We start from the raw sequence: 13567 nt of genomic DNA on the forward strand, positions 1-13567 counted from the left end.
CCCACAGGGATTACACGGTACCTGTGGGAGCGAGCCTGCTCGCGAAGGCCGCACCGCAAATTTCGAATTTTCAACCCGCAATGGATCGCGCAGACAGGCCGAGGACGGCCGGGAAGTCTTGTCGTTTTGCATCATTGCCACAACCACAAAAAAGGCAAACAGGAGCATCTTCATGAGTTCATCAAACGCCGGGCAAAGCGCCGGGCAACTGGAAACCCGCGGCATCGAACCGGTGCCGGAAGCCGAGTGCAACGGTCATCCGCTGCAACTGTTCTGGGTCTGGTTCGCCGCCAACATCTCCATCCTCGGTCTGCCGCTGGGCGCCACGCTGGTCGCATTTCGCGGGTTGGCCATCTGGCAGGCGATCATCGTCGCAATCATCGGCGCGGCCGGTTCGTTTGCGGTGGTCGGGATCATCTCGATTGCCGGTCGCCGTGGCCGCGCGCCGAGCCTAACCTTGTCGCGGGCGATCTTCGGCGTGCGCGGTAACATCGGCCCGACACTGGTCTCGCTGATGTCGCGCCTGGGTTGGGAAACCGTCAACACCACCACTGCCGCATTCGTGCTGTTGTCGCTGTGCTCGATTCTGTTCGGCTCACCGGTCGAAGCGAAAAGTGCGCCGATACTGACGCTGATCTTCATCGCCATTTTCGTTCTGCTGACCCTGTCGGTATCCGGCCTCGGCCATGCGACCTTGCTGGTGATCCAGAAGTGGGCGACCTACGTGTTCGGCGCGCTGAACATTCTCGTTGGCGGCTTCCTCTGCGCGACCATCGACTGGAGCGCGGTATTCAACGCCACGCCCGCGCCGATGAGCGCAATGATCATCGGCATTGGCACCATGGCCGCCGGCACCGGCATCGGTTGGGCCAACGCTGGCGCAGACATGTCGCGCTATCAGCATCGCAGCGTCAAGGCTGTGCGTCTGGTTGCTTCGGCGGCGTTCGGTGCGGGTATTCCGCTGGTGCTGCTGATCACTCTTGGCGGGCTGCTGTCGGTGGGCAACAACGATCTGGCGTCGGCGACTGACCCGATCGTGGCAATTCGCGACATGCTGCCAACCTGGATGGCGGTGCCGTATCTGATCACCGCGTTCGGTGGCTTGCTGCTGTCGAACAACCTGTCGGTGTACTCCGCCGGGCTGACCACGCTGACCCTCGGCCTGAAGGTCAAACGCGTCTACGCGGTGGTGGTCGATATCGTCGCGATCTTCGCCGGTTCGATCTACTTCATGCTGATCGCCGACAGCTTCTACGGCCCGTTCATTACCTTCATTTCCCTGCTGGCAGTGCCGATCACTGCGTGGGTCGGGATCTTCGTCGTCGACCTGATTCACCGTCATTACTACAGTCCAAAAGACTTGCTCGACGTCAGCCCGAGCAGTGCCTACTGGTATCGCGGCGGCATCGAGTGGCGCGCGTTCGGCGCGTGGGCGATTGCCATCGTCCTCGGCTTCAGTTTCACCACCATCGGCACCACTGCCGAGAACGTCTGGTTCAAGGGCTTCCTGTCCGACTCGTGGCTGGGCCACAACGGCCTCGGCTGGATCGTGACCTTCGTCGTCGCTGGTGGGATTTACTTTGTACTGGGCGGGGCGAGAGATCGCCGCGCCGCGCAAACCGAGAATGCTCATGCCTAAGATGTTGCACACCGGCCAGGTCATCATCGACTTGGTCATGGCCGTGGATAAACTGCCGCAGATTGGCGGTGACGTGCTGGCGCAGTCGGCCGGTTTTGAAGCGGGCGGCGGTTTCAACGTGATGACGGCGGCGGTGCGCAATGGCCTGCCGGTGGTTTATCTCGGTCGCCATGGCGCTGGGCGTTTCGGTGATCTGGCGCGTGAGGCGATGAAGACCGAGGGGATACACATCGGCATCACCGACCCCGCACTGAAAGACACCGGTTTATGTGTGGCGCTGACCGATGCGTCGGCGGAGCGCAGTTTCATTTCCTATATCGGCGCTGAAGGTGAGGTGACCGAAGAAGATCTGAACAGCGTCGCGGCCGAGGCGGGTGATTACGTTTATCTCAGCGGCTACAGCCTGCTCCACGAAGGCAAAGCGCAGGCATTGCTCGATTGGACATTGGCACTACCGAGCTCGATCAATGTTGTGTTCGATCCGGGCCCGTTGGTCGAGTCGCCGGACTCGCCGATGATGCAGGCGTTGCTGCCGCGCATCGATGTGTGGACCAGCAACAGTGTTGAAGCGTTGCGGTTTACCGGTGCTGAAGATATTGGCGTGGCGCTGGATCGACTCGCTGAATATCTGCCCAAAGAGGTGCTGATGGTGGTGCGTGACGGGCCGCAGGGCTGCTGGATTCATCAGCGCGATGAGCGTCGGCATGTGCCCGGGTTTGCGGTGAAAGCGGTAGACAGCAATGGCGCTGGTGATGCCCATGCTGGCGTGTTTGTTGCCGGAATGGCGCAGGGTTTGTCTGCCCATGAAGCGGCTCGCCGGGCGAATGCGGCAGCGGCTATCGCAGTGACGCGCTGGGGGCCGGCTACTTCGCCGGGGGCGGCAGAGGTGGATGCGTTTATCCGCGAGTCCGGCGGCGCTTGATCTACCGCTTTCGCGAGCAGGCTCGCTCCCACAGGTGATTTGTGATCGACATAAATTTAATGTGGGAGCGAGCCTGCTCGCGAAGGGGCCTTTAGCCTCACACAAACTTAGCCGGCCTTGCGCAATGCCTCGATCAATTCCTGCTTGCGCATCGAAGACCGCCCCGGAATCTGCTTCGCCCGGGCCTCCTTCATCAAGCTATCGACTGTCTGCGTATCCTTCGACGCTTTGCTATTACGCGAATGCCCCTCGCGACTGGCCACCGCCCGCCGCGATGACTCTTTACGATCCTCAGCCTTGGCACTCGCCGGTTTTATGCGCCCGGAACCGCCGGATTTTTCGCCACCGCCCGATTGCTTGTTCACCGTCGCCCAGGCCCGCGCCTCGGCGTCATCTTTCGACAGGCCTTTCTTTTCGTAGCTGTCTTCGATGTGCTCGGCTTTGCGCTTTTGCTCGGTGGTGTATTTGTCTTTGCTTCCACGAGGCATGGGGTTTCTCCTCTTGTGTGCAGATCCGGCCGCCCGCCGCATCGGCAGCGAGCGGCCCCTGGATTACTGCAGATCCAGCTTGCGCGCGGCCTCAACGCCAGCGGCACTGAGCTTGATCGGCAGGTTCAACGAATGTTCGCCAGCCTCGTTGCAGGTCACATGCCCGTGGTGAATCAGTCCACGATCCTGCAAAGCGGCGAGGGCGCTGGCCACGACCTTCTCGCCCCGGTAATTGTCCAGCACCTCCTTGCCCAGTCCACTCGGATGAGCGTGCAGCAGGCGGGTGAGGACTTCTTTTTCCAGGTTTTTATCGACGTTCATGGTTACCTCTTCATTGGGTTGAACAGGACGCTCGCGTCGGCGAACTACTGACCGGAGCCTTCGGAACCGGAGCCACCGGTGGTGGTTTTCGAGCCGACGCCGGGGCCCGCGTTGTCTGGCGTGGCGGGGGCGTCGGGGGTATTCATGCCGCCCTGCCTGCCCGGGTCACTGCCCTGCGTGCGCGGATCGGTACCGGTGGCGGGAGGCTGATTGATCAAAGGCACGCCGGAGCCATCGGTATTCATGCCGGGGGCACTGTTGATGGCGGGGGCGCGTGGCGGGGTCGGATCGGTAGGGCCGGTGCCCGCAGCGGTGGCGGATGCGGCGAACACCGCAGGGCAGAGCAGGGCGCTGAATACGAAAGCGGTCAACCTTGACGGGATCATAGGGCTTCTCCAGTGATTGGAATCCTTACCTGTCGTTGGTCTGCCCTCTGATCGGATTGGTGCCTGATGAACGACGAACGGTCTAGATCACCGCTGCGGTTTTGATGACCAGTCGGCGCCAAAGCAAGCGGCCAAAGGTAATCAACCAGTTGGCCAACGCGACGATCAAAACCGTCAAAAGCAGCGTGCTCATGCCGTGTTCAACGATGATTTTTCCGGCCAGCAACGGGAAACCAAACACACCGATAAAGTACGCCAGACTGAACAGCAACAAGGCCTGTGACGTGGTGCCGGCCGGTGCTTCGTTGGCCGCCAAACCGTTGATCACCGAATAGGTCAGGCCATAACCGACGCCGAGCACCAACGCCGCCAGCAGATAGGTGAATCCACTGTGCACGCCGAACGCGAATAGCACGATCGAGCCGAGCATCAGCCCCGACAACAGGCAAGAAGCGCGCAGCGGATCACGCTTGACCACATAGCCAGCGATCAGCATGCGGCTGCTGATTGCCGCACTCATGAAGCCCAGAAAGAACAGCGAATAATCCAGCGATCGCGCAGCGGCGTAACTGGTCTGGAAACTCGACAGGCCACCGAACACGCAACCGCCGAGGCCGACCATGATGATCGGAAACAGGGCGCGCGAGCCAAGCACTTGAGTGGTCGCTTGCCAGCTGATTTTTGCCGCTATCGGGGCCTGCGCACTTTTCAATCGAGAACCGAGCCGCCAGAACAGCAGCACCCCGATCAGGCTTGCGAGCGCCGCCAGATAAAACGCCGAGGTCACTGGCAAGCCCAGCGCAGTGGCTGCCCGTCCGAGCAACGGGCCGCTGCCGATCCCGGTCATCATGCTGCCCGACAGCAGCGCGAAGTACTTGGCGCGCTGCGCCGGGGTCACCAGACTCGCGACGATGATCGGCCCCAGGGTGTAGAAAACGCCCCAACCCAAGCCCAACAACAAACCGAAAAACAACAGCAGATGACCAAATCCTGGCGTCAGCGCAAAGCCCAGACTTGCCGCCACCAGCAACAGACCGAACAGGGCAATCGAACGCGCCGCGCCGAGCCAGTCCGACAGATGCCCGGACACCAGCACTGCGACAAACGTACTGAGCATCGCCGCCGAAATCACACTGCCGGCATCGTGTTCATTGCCGCCGCGAGAACTGATCAACAGCGACAATAAAAACGTCGAGCCGTAAGACAGCGACAGCAGATAACTGGCGAGGCAGAACAGGCCGAACAGCTTGCCTGAAACCTTGGGTATTGCTTGCGACATGACGCGAATCCTTGAGCGGAAAAATTCAGCGTCGTCTGTTTAACACGTCAGGCAGGCGGCTTAGGTCTGAGCTTGGCGAAGTCAGGATCACTGCACGCCGGAGTAATGCTCAAGCGATACCGATCTCTTCCTTGAACTGCTCCATGAAACCCTTCAGACGATGATGACGGACCAGCGCCAGACGCTGGCCGGTGGCAGTCTGGAAACCGTCGGCGAGGTGCAGCAGTTTGGTCTGGAAGTGATCGAGGCAAAACCGCTTGTCGTCGTAGTCGCGCTGTTTCGCTTCGGGATCCTGCGGGTCGTACAACGCCGAGCCCATACGCCCGGCGATATAGAACGTACGGGCGACGCCGAGCATGCCCAGTGAGTCGAGGCGGTCGGCGTCCTGGACGATTTTCGCTTCGAGGGTGAGCGGGGTGATGTTGGCGGAAAAACTATGGGCTTCGATGGCGTGGGCGACGGCCTTGATTTTTTCTTCCGGCCAGTTCAGAACGGCCAGCACTGACGAAGCTTTATCTGCCGCCAGCCGCGAAGCCTGCGCGCGCAGTGGCGAATTCTTCTCGACAGCCACGCAATCGTGCAGCAGCACGGCGGCGAGCAACACCTCAAGATCGCCGCCTTCTTCTTTCCGTAGCGTGCGTATGTTGTGCCAGACCCGTTGCAGGTGGGCGAGGTCGTGAGCGCCGTCGTCGGACGGCTCCAGGGCGTGCGGCAGTAACTCTGCTGCCAGTGCCGCCACGGGTGTAAAAAACTCAAGGTTCATAAGCATCCTTTCAGATTGTCGAAGTCCCTGTGGGAGCGAGCTTGCTCGCGAAGAGGCAGTATCAGTCACCGCAATGTCACTGACAGTCCGCTTTCGCGAGCAGGCTCGCTCCAACAGGGAACTGCAGCGTTTGCAACATTGCGCAGGGTAGTGTGTGTTTTGCCATGTGACGAGCGCCGCCCACGGCCTTAGTATGGCGTTTTCCTTTTCCGACAAGGCCCGTCCATGACGATCGACATCCGCCCGGCGACCCCCAGCGATGCCCCGCAAATCCTCGCCTTCATCACTGAACTCGCTGATTTCGAAAAGGCCCGCCACGAGGTCATCGCCAGCGTCGCTGACATCGAGCGCAGCCTGTTCGGCGAAGGCGCCACCGCTCACGGTCTGATCTGCCTGCGCGACGGTCTGCCAATCGGTTTCGCGGTGTTCTTCTTCAGCTATTCGACCTGGCTCGGCAGCAACTGCCTGTACCTCGAAGACCTCTACATCACCCCCGAACAACGCGGCGGCGGTGCCGGCAAAACCTTGTTGCGTCACTTGGCGAAAATCGCCTGCGACAACGACTGCGGCCGCTTCGAATGGAGCGTGCTCGACTGGAACACGCCGGCGATCGAATTCTATAAATCCCTCGGCGCGCAACCTCAGGAAGAGTGGGTGCGCTACCGCATGGATGGCCAGGTTCTGCGTGAGTTTGCCGAGGGTTGAACACGATGATGGCAATCCGGCAGTAATTCGATTGTCGCCAGCGCTCTAGTCCGGCATTCTACGCGCCATTTTTGCGCGCTCACGGACGACACCTGCAATGCCTCTGGCACAACTTCTCCACGCCCGTGGAGCCTTCGCTGCGTCAACGAGTGACCGGCGATGAGCGGACTACGGGCGTCAATGCGTCTGTATGGCCTGGTGAAAAACTCAGGCTTGAGCGACAACCCCCAGCGCCAACCGGTCGACATTCTGTGCATGACAAATCGTACGGGCGGCAGCGCCATTCGTGCGTTCGTGTCACGCCTTGATGCCGAGTTGATGACCCGCAGCGCCGGGCTCGCCGAGTACCGCGTGATACCGCTGCGCACCTTCGATCCGACGGCGTTTATCGACGCCCATCAAGGCTGGCTGACGCTGCACATTTGCTGTGGTTTCGTCGCCCCTGCCGGGCATTCGCTGCTCAGGGGCGGTGGGTTGATGCCGATGGGCTGGTACGTCTATTCCGAGATCGGCCAGTGGACGGCCCAGCATTATCTCGATCTCGGCGCACAAATGGCCGAACTGCTGCAATCGACTTGTGAGCGTAATCATCTGCGCCACTACAACGCCTGGCTCAACGAACTCGACGACGCCTCGCCGGCTGAACTGGTCTGGCAAACCGACGAAGCCTGGCGACACCTGCAAACCGCCGCATCACCCGACAGCCGTGAGCATTGCCACGCCCTGTTCGACCCCGTCGACAACCGCTGGCGCTTCGCCGAGACCGACATCGATATTCATCAGCCGCACCCGGAACCCCTGAAGCAAGGAGCTTTGAATTGAGTGGTAAACCCGCTGCACGCGTCACCGACCCGACCGCCTGCCCATTGCCAGGCCATGGCACCAACCCGATTGCCTCCGGCTCGCCGAACGTCTTCTTCGACGGCCTCGCCGCCGCGCGCATGACCGATAAGTCGGCGTGCGGCAGCCCGATTACTGGAGCCGTTTCCGGCACGGTTTTCATCAACGGACTGAACGCCGCCACGCTCGACAGCACCGGAGGCCATGGCAATGTCGTGGTCGGTGGGTCGGGGACGGTGATTATTGGCCAGAGCGGCGGTGGGGCAGCGTTTATTGGGCTGTTGCCGATGCCGGTGCATTTTACGGACAGGTTGCAAGTGGTTAACGAGGCGACTGGCGAGCCTATCCCCGATCATCCGTATGCGATCCAGCGAGGTGATGGGCGCATAGAACATGGCATCACCAATGAGCAGGGCTTTACCCATATGGTGAGTTCTCACTTGGCTGAAACTATTAAATTGTTTGTAGAGTGATCGAAATGGAAGTCGAAAATCCTGCACTCAGAGACTGCAAAACTGAAGTGGCTGGCCATGAGTTGACCTGCAAGACTGACCAGAGCGTCAAGCAAGTTACTGTCAAAGTGAAAAAGGTAGCCGTTTTCTTTATTGGCGGTGCTGGGGATAAAGAGGAGTATTATCAGAATGAACCTCCTCATCATAACGTGCAAAATGCGTGGAATCAGTTGTCGAACAGACTGTCTCCGGAACAAAAGCTCGACGTTAATTTACCTTATATAAGCTATAAGGATGTTCGCGGTGAGAAGGATATCGAGAAGTATGTAATACGCCCGTTAAAAGGTGATAAGACGGTTTATCTTGTGATTGTTGGTCATAGCCTTGGGGGGTGGAATGGTGCACATTTGACCTCGATTTTGAAAGAACGAGGTTATACAGTCAAGATGTTGGTAACACTCGATCCTGTTGGCGGTGGTACAGGTGTATGGATGTTCTCTGATATCTATTTTACGACGCCAAAGCCCGTGGCAGATTACTGGATAAATATATTGGCATCCCCCAAGGAAAAAGACGATTCAGATACTGTTGCCAGTTTGGGAGAGCGCTGGATCATGACATCTGGACCGAATATGAATGAGGCGGTCAGTGCGAATCACCGGCAAGCAGGTATGCTGTTCGCCTCCAAACTTCAAAGTGGAAAGTCTGCGTGCGATATAGTTTATGAGCGAGTGACTCAATATTTGGAATCGAAAAAATGATACGACTATTTATTGTGCTGACGATGCTTCTATGTAGTTCTTGTGCCAAGCGGCCGATTCTTCCTGATACCGAGATTGAATTCATTTCTGTCGCTACAGGGGGCGATAGTTTGTCTTGGAGTGTTCGCTTTAGTTCGAAGACCGATGTGTTGAATTTTTTTAAGGATGCGGCGGGAGAAACACAGTTGGGTGAAACAGTGTTTTGCTCTCTGGATAAAGAGCTTGAATTTGAAACCTCCGATAAATTGACTAATTATTTTGTTGGTAATCTTGTTGAGGTTGACGCCGATAAGTCTGGTTTAGACCATATTTATACGTCTAGATTGTCCGCAGTGAGAAAGGAGGATGAGGGCGTCTCAAATGTTTTCATGAGCGCGAAAGAACTGCTGGCATTATTAAATGAACGTAACGCCGTCTCTTGCAGAGTGTTTACCTCAGCTTACTCATTCGGGGGATACTATTCGGAGTCAATGCTGATTCCAGCAACTGACCTCGTACACGTCATTGAACAGCAGCGCGTGCAATGATTGCTTTATCCCATAATGTGGGATGCAAAATTACATATTGAGATTTCACGTCTGAGAGGTCTATAGTCCGTCGCACTCACTGCCAAAAACAAAACAGGTGAAGCGATGCTGGCGCAATTGATCGCGCTCGACTGGGGGACGACCTCATTACGTGCTTACAAACTCGCGGCGGACGGTGTGGTGCTGGAGCAGCGCGCGCTGTCGTCCGGGATCATGCAGTTGCCCAAGACCCCGCGAAACATCAACGGTCGCGAATGCGCCGATGGTTTTGAACTGGCGTTCGACGAGGCGTGCGGCGACTGGCTCGAGGCGCAGCCGGATCTACCGGTGATTGCTTGCGGCATGGTCGGCAGTGCGCAGGGCTGGCGCGAAGCGGCCTACTGCGAGACGCCGGCGAACGTCGCCAATCTCGGAAAATCCCTACAAACAGTGATCAGTCTGCGCGGCACCGTGGTGCATATCGTGCCAGGCGTGATTCAGCGTTCTCGTCTGCCGAACGTGATGCGCGGCGAAGAAACCCAGGTCCTTGGCGTGCTGCAGAATCTGCCGGTTGAGGCGGGCGCTGATCTGTTGATCGGCCTACCAGGCAGTCATTCGAAATGGGTCGACGTGGTCGATGGCTGCATCACTCATTTCGATACCTTCATGACCGGCGAAGTGTTCGCCGTGCTCAGTGAGCACAGCATTCTCGGCCGGACCCTGAAGCAAGGCGCGACGTTCGATGCTCTGGCGTTTGACCGGGGCGTGCAGGTTGCGCAGTCGGCGGACGGCGAGCTGGGCGTGCTGTCGACGTTGTTCAGTGCCCGCACCCTGGGCCTGACCGGTGAACTGAGCCCGACAGCGCAGGCGGATTATTTGTCCGGTCTGATGATCGGCCATGAATTGGCAGCACTGGCCAGCGCTCAACGCCGTCGCCGCGACAACCCGAATCTCCCTTCGATCATCCTCATCGGCAACGCGCAACTGTGTGCGCGCTACCGCCGTGCCCTCGACGCCTGTGGTTTCGCCAACGTGACGCTGGCCGAGCAGGCCACCGAGCGTGGCTTGTGGCAACTGGCGCTGGCTGCCGGACTGATTGATTCCTCATCCCGTTAACCCTGACTGGAGGCCTGACATGCTCAAGCAAGCATTGGCGCAAAACGGTCTGATCGCGATTCTGCGTGGCCTGCATCCGCAGGAAGCCGCCGCTGTCGGAGAAGTCCTGTATGCAGCCGGATTTCGCGTCATCGAAGTACCGCTCAATTCCCCTTCGCCGTACGAAAGTATCCGCATCCTGCGCAAGGCCCTGCCCGCCGATTGCCTGATCGGTGCCGGCACGGTGTTGACCCCGGAACAGGTCGGGTTGGTGAAAGAAGCCGGCGGCCAAGTGATTGTCATGCCGCACAGTGACGCCAAGGTCTTGCGTGCGGCGAAAGCGGCGGGGCTGTTTCTGTCGCCGGGTGTCGCCACGCCGACCGAGGCCTTCGCGGCACTGGAGGAGGGCGCGGACATTCTCAAGATGTTTCCGGCCGAGCAGATGGGCCCGGCGGTCGTCAAAGCCTGGCTCGCGGTGTTGCCGTCCGGGACGGTGCTGGCGCCCGTCGGCGGTATCACTCCGGACAACATGCAGGCGTTTATCGACGCCGGCGTGAAAGGTTTCGGCCTCGGTTCCGGGCTGTTCAAACCGGGCATGACGCCGGAGCAAGTGGCGGTGAACGCCAAGGCCTACGTGGCTGCTTGGAAGGCCCTTCGCTAAGACTTTTTGGCGCTGTGTGCGCTGCATCTACAAGAGAGACAAAAAGATGAAAATCACCAAACTCACCACCTTCATCGTGCCGCCGCGCTGGTGTTTCCTCAAAGTCGAAACCGATGAAGGCGTGACCGGTTGGGGTGAACCCGTGGTCGAAGGCCGCGCGCACACCGTCGCGGCCGCCGTCGAAGAATTGTCCGACTACCTGATCGGCAAAGACCCACGCAACATCGAAGACATCTGGACCGTGCTCTATCGCGGTGGCTTCTACCGGGGCGGCGCGATTCACATGAGTGCGCTGGCCGGTATCGATCAGGCGCTGTGGGACATCAAGGGCAAGGCGCTCGGGGTGTCGGTCAGCGATCTGCTCGGCGGTCAGGTGCGTGACAAGATTCGCGTGTATTCGTGGATTGGCGGTGACCGTCCGGCCGACACCGCACGTGCGGCGAAAGAGGCGGTGAGCCGTGGTTTCACTGCGGTAAAGATGAACGGCACCGAAGAGTTGCAGTTCCTCGATACTTTCGAAAAAGTCGATCTGGCGCTGGCCAACGTTGCCGCTGTGCGTGATGCGGTCGGGCCGAACGTCGGCATCGGTGTCGACTTCCATGGCCGCGTGCACAAGCCGATGGCCAAGGTGCTGATGAAGGAGCTCGATCCGTACAAACTGATGTTTATCGAAGAGCCGGTGCTCAGCGAAAACTACGAGGCCTTGAAAGAACTGGCACCGCTGACCAGCACGCCGATTGCCCTCGGTGAGCGGCTGTTCTCGCGTTGGGACTTTAAACGCGTGTTGAGCGAAGGTTACGTCGACATCATCCAGCCGGATGCCTCCCACGCGGGCGGCATCACCGAAACCCGCAAGATCGCCAACATGGCCGAGGCCTACGATGTGGCACTGGCGCTGCACTGCCCGTTGGGGCCGATTGCGCTGGCGGCGTGTTTGCAACTGGACGCTGCTTGTTACAACGCGTTTATCCAGGAGCAGAGCCTGGGCATCCATTACAACGAGAGCAACGACTTGCTCGACTATGTGAAAGATCCACGGGTGTTCGATTACGACAAAGGTTTTGTGAAGATTCCGAACGGGCCGGGTCTGGGCATCGAGATCAACGAGGAATACGTGATCGAGCGCGCAGCAGTCGGGCATCGCTGGCGTAACCCGATCTGGCGCCATGCCGATGGCAGCTTTGCCGAGTGGTGAGTCGCTGAATCACCTGTGCCCCCTGTGGGAGCGAGCCTGCTCGCGAATGCTATGTCACATCCGACATCGATGTGACTGATCCGACGCCTTCGCGAGCAGGTCGAATCGTCGCACCGTCGCTCCCACAGGTTTTAATCTCCACATGGATGGGAGATTTGCGTCATGACCTCAATAAACATAAGAAGAGGCATCTCTCATGCAACCGCAAACCCTCACCGGGCAGGCGTCTTTAGTCACGCCTAGCCGCAAGCGGTTTTTCATCATGGTGTTGCTGTTTATCACCGTGGTCATCAACTACCTCGACCGCAGCAACCTGTCGATTGCCGCGCCGGCGCTGACCAGTGAGTTGGGCATCGATCCGATTCACGTCGGCCTGATCTTCTCTGCGTTCGGCTGGACCTACGCCGCCATGCAGATCCCCGGCGGCTGGCTGGTCGATCGTGTGCCGCCGCGCATTCTTTACAGCGTCGCGTTGCTGCTGTGGTCGCTGGCCACAGTGATGCTTGGTTTCGCCGCCAGTTTCATCGCGTTGTTTGTCTTGCGCATGGCGGTCGGTGCACTGGAAGCCCCGGCGTATCCAATCAACAGTCGCGTGGTCACTACTTGGTTCCCCGAGCGTGAACGCGCCACGGCCATCGGTTTCTACACCTCGGGTCAGTTCGTCGGCCTGGCATTTTTGACCCCGGTGCTGGCCTGGCTGCAACACGAATTCGGCTGGCACATGGTCTTTGTCGCGACCGGCGCGGTGGGCATCATTTGGGCAGCGATCTGGTACGCGGTGTATCGCGAGCCACGGGATTTCAAAGGCGCCAACGAAGCGGAAATCGACTTGATCCGCGAGGGCGGTGGTCTGGTCGATATTCAACAAGAGTCGGCCAAGGTCAAAGCCAAGTTCAGCTGGACCGACTTGGGCATCGTGCTGACCAAACGCAAGTTGTGGGGCATCTACCTCGGCCAGTTTTGCCTGAACTCGACGCTGTGGTTTTTCCTGACGTGGTTCCCGACTTATCTGGTGAAGTATCGCGGCATGGACTTCATCAAGTCCGGCCTGTTGGCGTCGCTGCCGTTTCTCGCAGCGTTCGTTGGCGTGTTGTGTTCGGGGTTCTTTTCCGACTTCTTGATCCGTCGCGGCTACACCGTTGGCTTTGCGCGCAAGTTGCCGATCATTGGCGGGCTGCTGATTTCCACCTCGATCATCGGTGCCAACTTCGTTGAGTCGACGCCCCTGGTGATTGCCTTTCTGGCGCTGGCGTTCTTCGGCAACGGTCTGGCCTCGATCACCTGGTCGCTGGTGTCGACGTTGGCGCCGGCGCGTTTGCTCGGGCTGACGGGCGGGGTGTTCAACTTCATCGGCAACCTGTCGGCGATTGCCACGCCGATCGTTATCGGCTTTCTTGCCAGCGGCGATTCCTTCGCGCCGGCGATCACCTATATCGCGGTTCTCGCACTGATCGGCGCTTTGTCCTACGTGCTGCTGGTCGGCAAGGTCGAGCGTATCGAGTTGTAGTGGTCTGCGTCGGGCGACCATAATGCCGCCCGTTCCTTCGCTCAACG

At 59.1% G+C, this 13567-nt stretch carries 16 protein-coding genes; 11 read left to right on the plus strand and 5 right to left on the minus strand.

What is annotated here, in order from left to right; translation table 11 throughout:
• Positions 1-172 precede the first annotated feature (172 nt).
• Both ACOYXE_RS01560 and ACOYXE_RS01565 read left to right on the plus strand, forming a co-directional pair.
• Positions 173-1639, plus strand: a complete 1467-nt coding sequence (locus ACOYXE_RS01560) for a purine-cytosine permease family protein (RefSeq protein ID WP_405123089.1) — start codon at positions 173-175, stop codon at positions 1637-1639.
• Positions 1632-2561, plus strand: a complete 930-nt coding sequence (locus tag ACOYXE_RS01565; RefSeq protein ID WP_460927435.1) for a PfkB family carbohydrate kinase — start codon at positions 1632-1634, stop codon at positions 2559-2561. Before ACOYXE_RS01560 ends, ACOYXE_RS01565 begins: the two co-directional genes overlap by 8 nt.
• Positions 2562-2668: 107 nt before the next feature.
• On the opposite strand, the gene ACOYXE_RS01570 is transcribed toward ACOYXE_RS01565, so the two are convergent.
• From ACOYXE_RS01570 to ACOYXE_RS01590, 5 genes are all read right to left on the minus strand, one after another.
• Positions 2669-3049, minus strand: coding sequence for a Rho termination factor N-terminal domain-containing protein (locus ACOYXE_RS01570; protein WP_160058996.1), 381 nt, complete (start codon positions 3047-3049; stop codon positions 2669-2671).
• 63 nt (positions 3050-3112) lie between these two features.
• Complete coding sequence (locus tag ACOYXE_RS01575; protein WP_016986009.1) at positions 3113-3370, minus strand: hypothetical protein; 258 nt, start codon at positions 3368-3370, stop codon at positions 3113-3115.
• 44 nt (positions 3371-3414) lie between these two features.
• A complete protein-coding gene (locus tag ACOYXE_RS01580; RefSeq protein WP_007908306.1) occupies positions 3415-3756 on the minus strand; it encodes a hypothetical protein in 342 nt (113 codons plus the stop codon).
• An 82-nt stretch (positions 3757-3838) separates the two neighbouring features.
• Positions 3839-5035: an MFS transporter gene (locus ACOYXE_RS01585; protein WP_460927438.1), complete on the minus strand. Its 1197-nt coding sequence runs from the start codon at positions 5033-5035 to the stop codon at positions 3839-3841.
• A 109-nt stretch (positions 5036-5144) separates the two neighbouring features.
• Positions 5145-5798, minus strand: coding sequence for an HD domain-containing protein (locus ACOYXE_RS01590; RefSeq protein WP_460927440.1), 654 nt, complete (start codon positions 5796-5798; stop codon positions 5145-5147).
• Positions 5799-6023: 225 nt separating this feature from the next.
• On the opposite strand from ACOYXE_RS01590, the gene ACOYXE_RS01595 reads away from it, so the two are divergent.
• From ACOYXE_RS01595 to ACOYXE_RS01635, 9 genes are all read left to right on the plus strand, one after another.
• A complete protein-coding gene (locus tag ACOYXE_RS01595) occupies positions 6024-6503 on the plus strand; it encodes a GNAT family N-acetyltransferase (protein WP_038364457.1) in 480 nt (159 codons plus the stop codon).
• A 159-nt stretch (positions 6504-6662) separates the two neighbouring features.
• Positions 6663-7325 carry a hypothetical protein gene (locus tag ACOYXE_RS01600; RefSeq protein ID WP_460927443.1) on the plus strand — a complete coding sequence of 221 codons (663 nt, stop codon included), beginning with the start codon at positions 6663-6665 and terminating at the stop codon, positions 7323-7325.
• Positions 7322-7816: a PAAR domain-containing protein gene (locus tag ACOYXE_RS01605; RefSeq protein WP_460927445.1), complete on the plus strand. Its 495-nt coding sequence runs from the start codon at positions 7322-7324 to the stop codon at positions 7814-7816. Before ACOYXE_RS01600 ends, ACOYXE_RS01605 begins: the two co-directional genes overlap by 4 nt.
• Positions 7817-7821: 5 nt before the next feature.
• On the plus strand, positions 7822-8556 hold the full coding sequence (locus ACOYXE_RS01610) for an alpha/beta hydrolase family protein (protein WP_405123094.1): 735 nt from the start codon (positions 7822-7824) through the stop codon (positions 8554-8556).
• Entirely contained in the window at positions 8553-9083 is a 531-nt protein-coding gene (locus ACOYXE_RS01615) for a hypothetical protein (protein ID WP_460927447.1), read from the plus strand. Before ACOYXE_RS01610 ends, ACOYXE_RS01615 begins: the two co-directional genes overlap by 4 nt.
• Positions 9084-9188: 105 nt before the next feature.
• Positions 9189-10178 (plus strand): 2-dehydro-3-deoxygalactonokinase, encoded by a 990-nt coding sequence (locus ACOYXE_RS01620; RefSeq protein ID WP_405123096.1) that lies wholly within the window; start codon positions 9189-9191, stop codon positions 10176-10178.
• Between the two features lie 19 nt (positions 10179-10197).
• Entirely contained in the window at positions 10198-10818 is a 621-nt protein-coding gene (locus ACOYXE_RS01625) for a 2-dehydro-3-deoxy-6-phosphogalactonate aldolase (protein WP_160058989.1), read from the plus strand.
• 46 nt (positions 10819-10864) lie between these two features.
• The gene (gene dgoD / locus ACOYXE_RS01630; protein ID WP_007908327.1) at positions 10865-12013 is read left to right on the plus strand and encodes a galactonate dehydratase; all 1149 of its coding nucleotides are present in this window, start codon (positions 10865-10867) and stop codon (positions 12011-12013) included.
• A 196-nt stretch (positions 12014-12209) separates the two neighbouring features.
• Positions 12210-13520, plus strand: coding sequence for an MFS transporter (locus ACOYXE_RS01635; protein WP_116030469.1), 1311 nt, complete (start codon positions 12210-12212; stop codon positions 13518-13520).
• Positions 13521-13567: the final 47 nt, after the last annotated feature.

The organism is Pseudomonas sp. MC6, assembly GCF_054790575.1.

Coding starts and splice junctions, on each gene's coding strand:
- ACOYXE_RS01560 (WP_405123089.1), top strand. CDS start 173: ATGAGTTCATCAAACGCCGGGCAAAGCGCCGGGCAACTGGAAACCCGC.
- ACOYXE_RS01575 (WP_016986009.1), bottom strand. CDS start 3,370: ATGAACGTCGATAAAAACCTGGAAAAAGAAGTCCTCACCCGCCTGCTG.
- ACOYXE_RS01595 (WP_038364457.1), top strand. CDS start 6,024: ATGACGATCGACATCCGCCCGGCGACCCCCAGCGATGCCCCGCAAATC.
- ACOYXE_RS01570 (WP_160058996.1), bottom strand. CDS start 3,049: ATGCCTCGTGGAAGCAAAGACAAATACACCACCGAGCAAAAGCGCAAA.
- ACOYXE_RS01635 (WP_116030469.1), top strand. CDS start 12,210: ATGCAACCGCAAACCCTCACCGGGCAGGCGTCTTTAGTCACGCCTAGC.
- ACOYXE_RS01590 (WP_460927440.1), bottom strand. CDS start 5,798: ATGAACCTTGAGTTTTTTACACCCGTGGCGGCACTGGCAGCAGAGTTA.
- ACOYXE_RS01585 (WP_460927438.1), bottom strand. CDS start 5,035: ATGTCGCAAGCAATACCCAAGGTTTCAGGCAAGCTGTTCGGCCTGTTC.
- ACOYXE_RS01580 (WP_007908306.1), bottom strand. CDS start 3,756: ATGATCCCGTCAAGGTTGACCGCTTTCGTATTCAGCGCCCTGCTCTGC.
- dgoD (WP_007908327.1), top strand. CDS start 10,865: ATGAAAATCACCAAACTCACCACCTTCATCGTGCCGCCGCGCTGGTGT.
- ACOYXE_RS01615 (WP_460927447.1), top strand. CDS start 8,553: ATGATACGACTATTTATTGTGCTGACGATGCTTCTATGTAGTTCTTGT.
- ACOYXE_RS01565 (WP_460927435.1), top strand. CDS start 1,632: ATGCCTAAGATGTTGCACACCGGCCAGGTCATCATCGACTTGGTCATG.
- ACOYXE_RS01610 (WP_405123094.1), top strand. CDS start 7,822: ATGGAAGTCGAAAATCCTGCACTCAGAGACTGCAAAACTGAAGTGGCT.
- ACOYXE_RS01625 (WP_160058989.1), top strand. CDS start 10,198: ATGCTCAAGCAAGCATTGGCGCAAAACGGTCTGATCGCGATTCTGCGT.
- ACOYXE_RS01620 (WP_405123096.1), top strand. CDS start 9,189: ATGCTGGCGCAATTGATCGCGCTCGACTGGGGGACGACCTCATTACGT.
- ACOYXE_RS01600 (WP_460927443.1), top strand. CDS start 6,663: ATGAGCGGACTACGGGCGTCAATGCGTCTGTATGGCCTGGTGAAAAAC.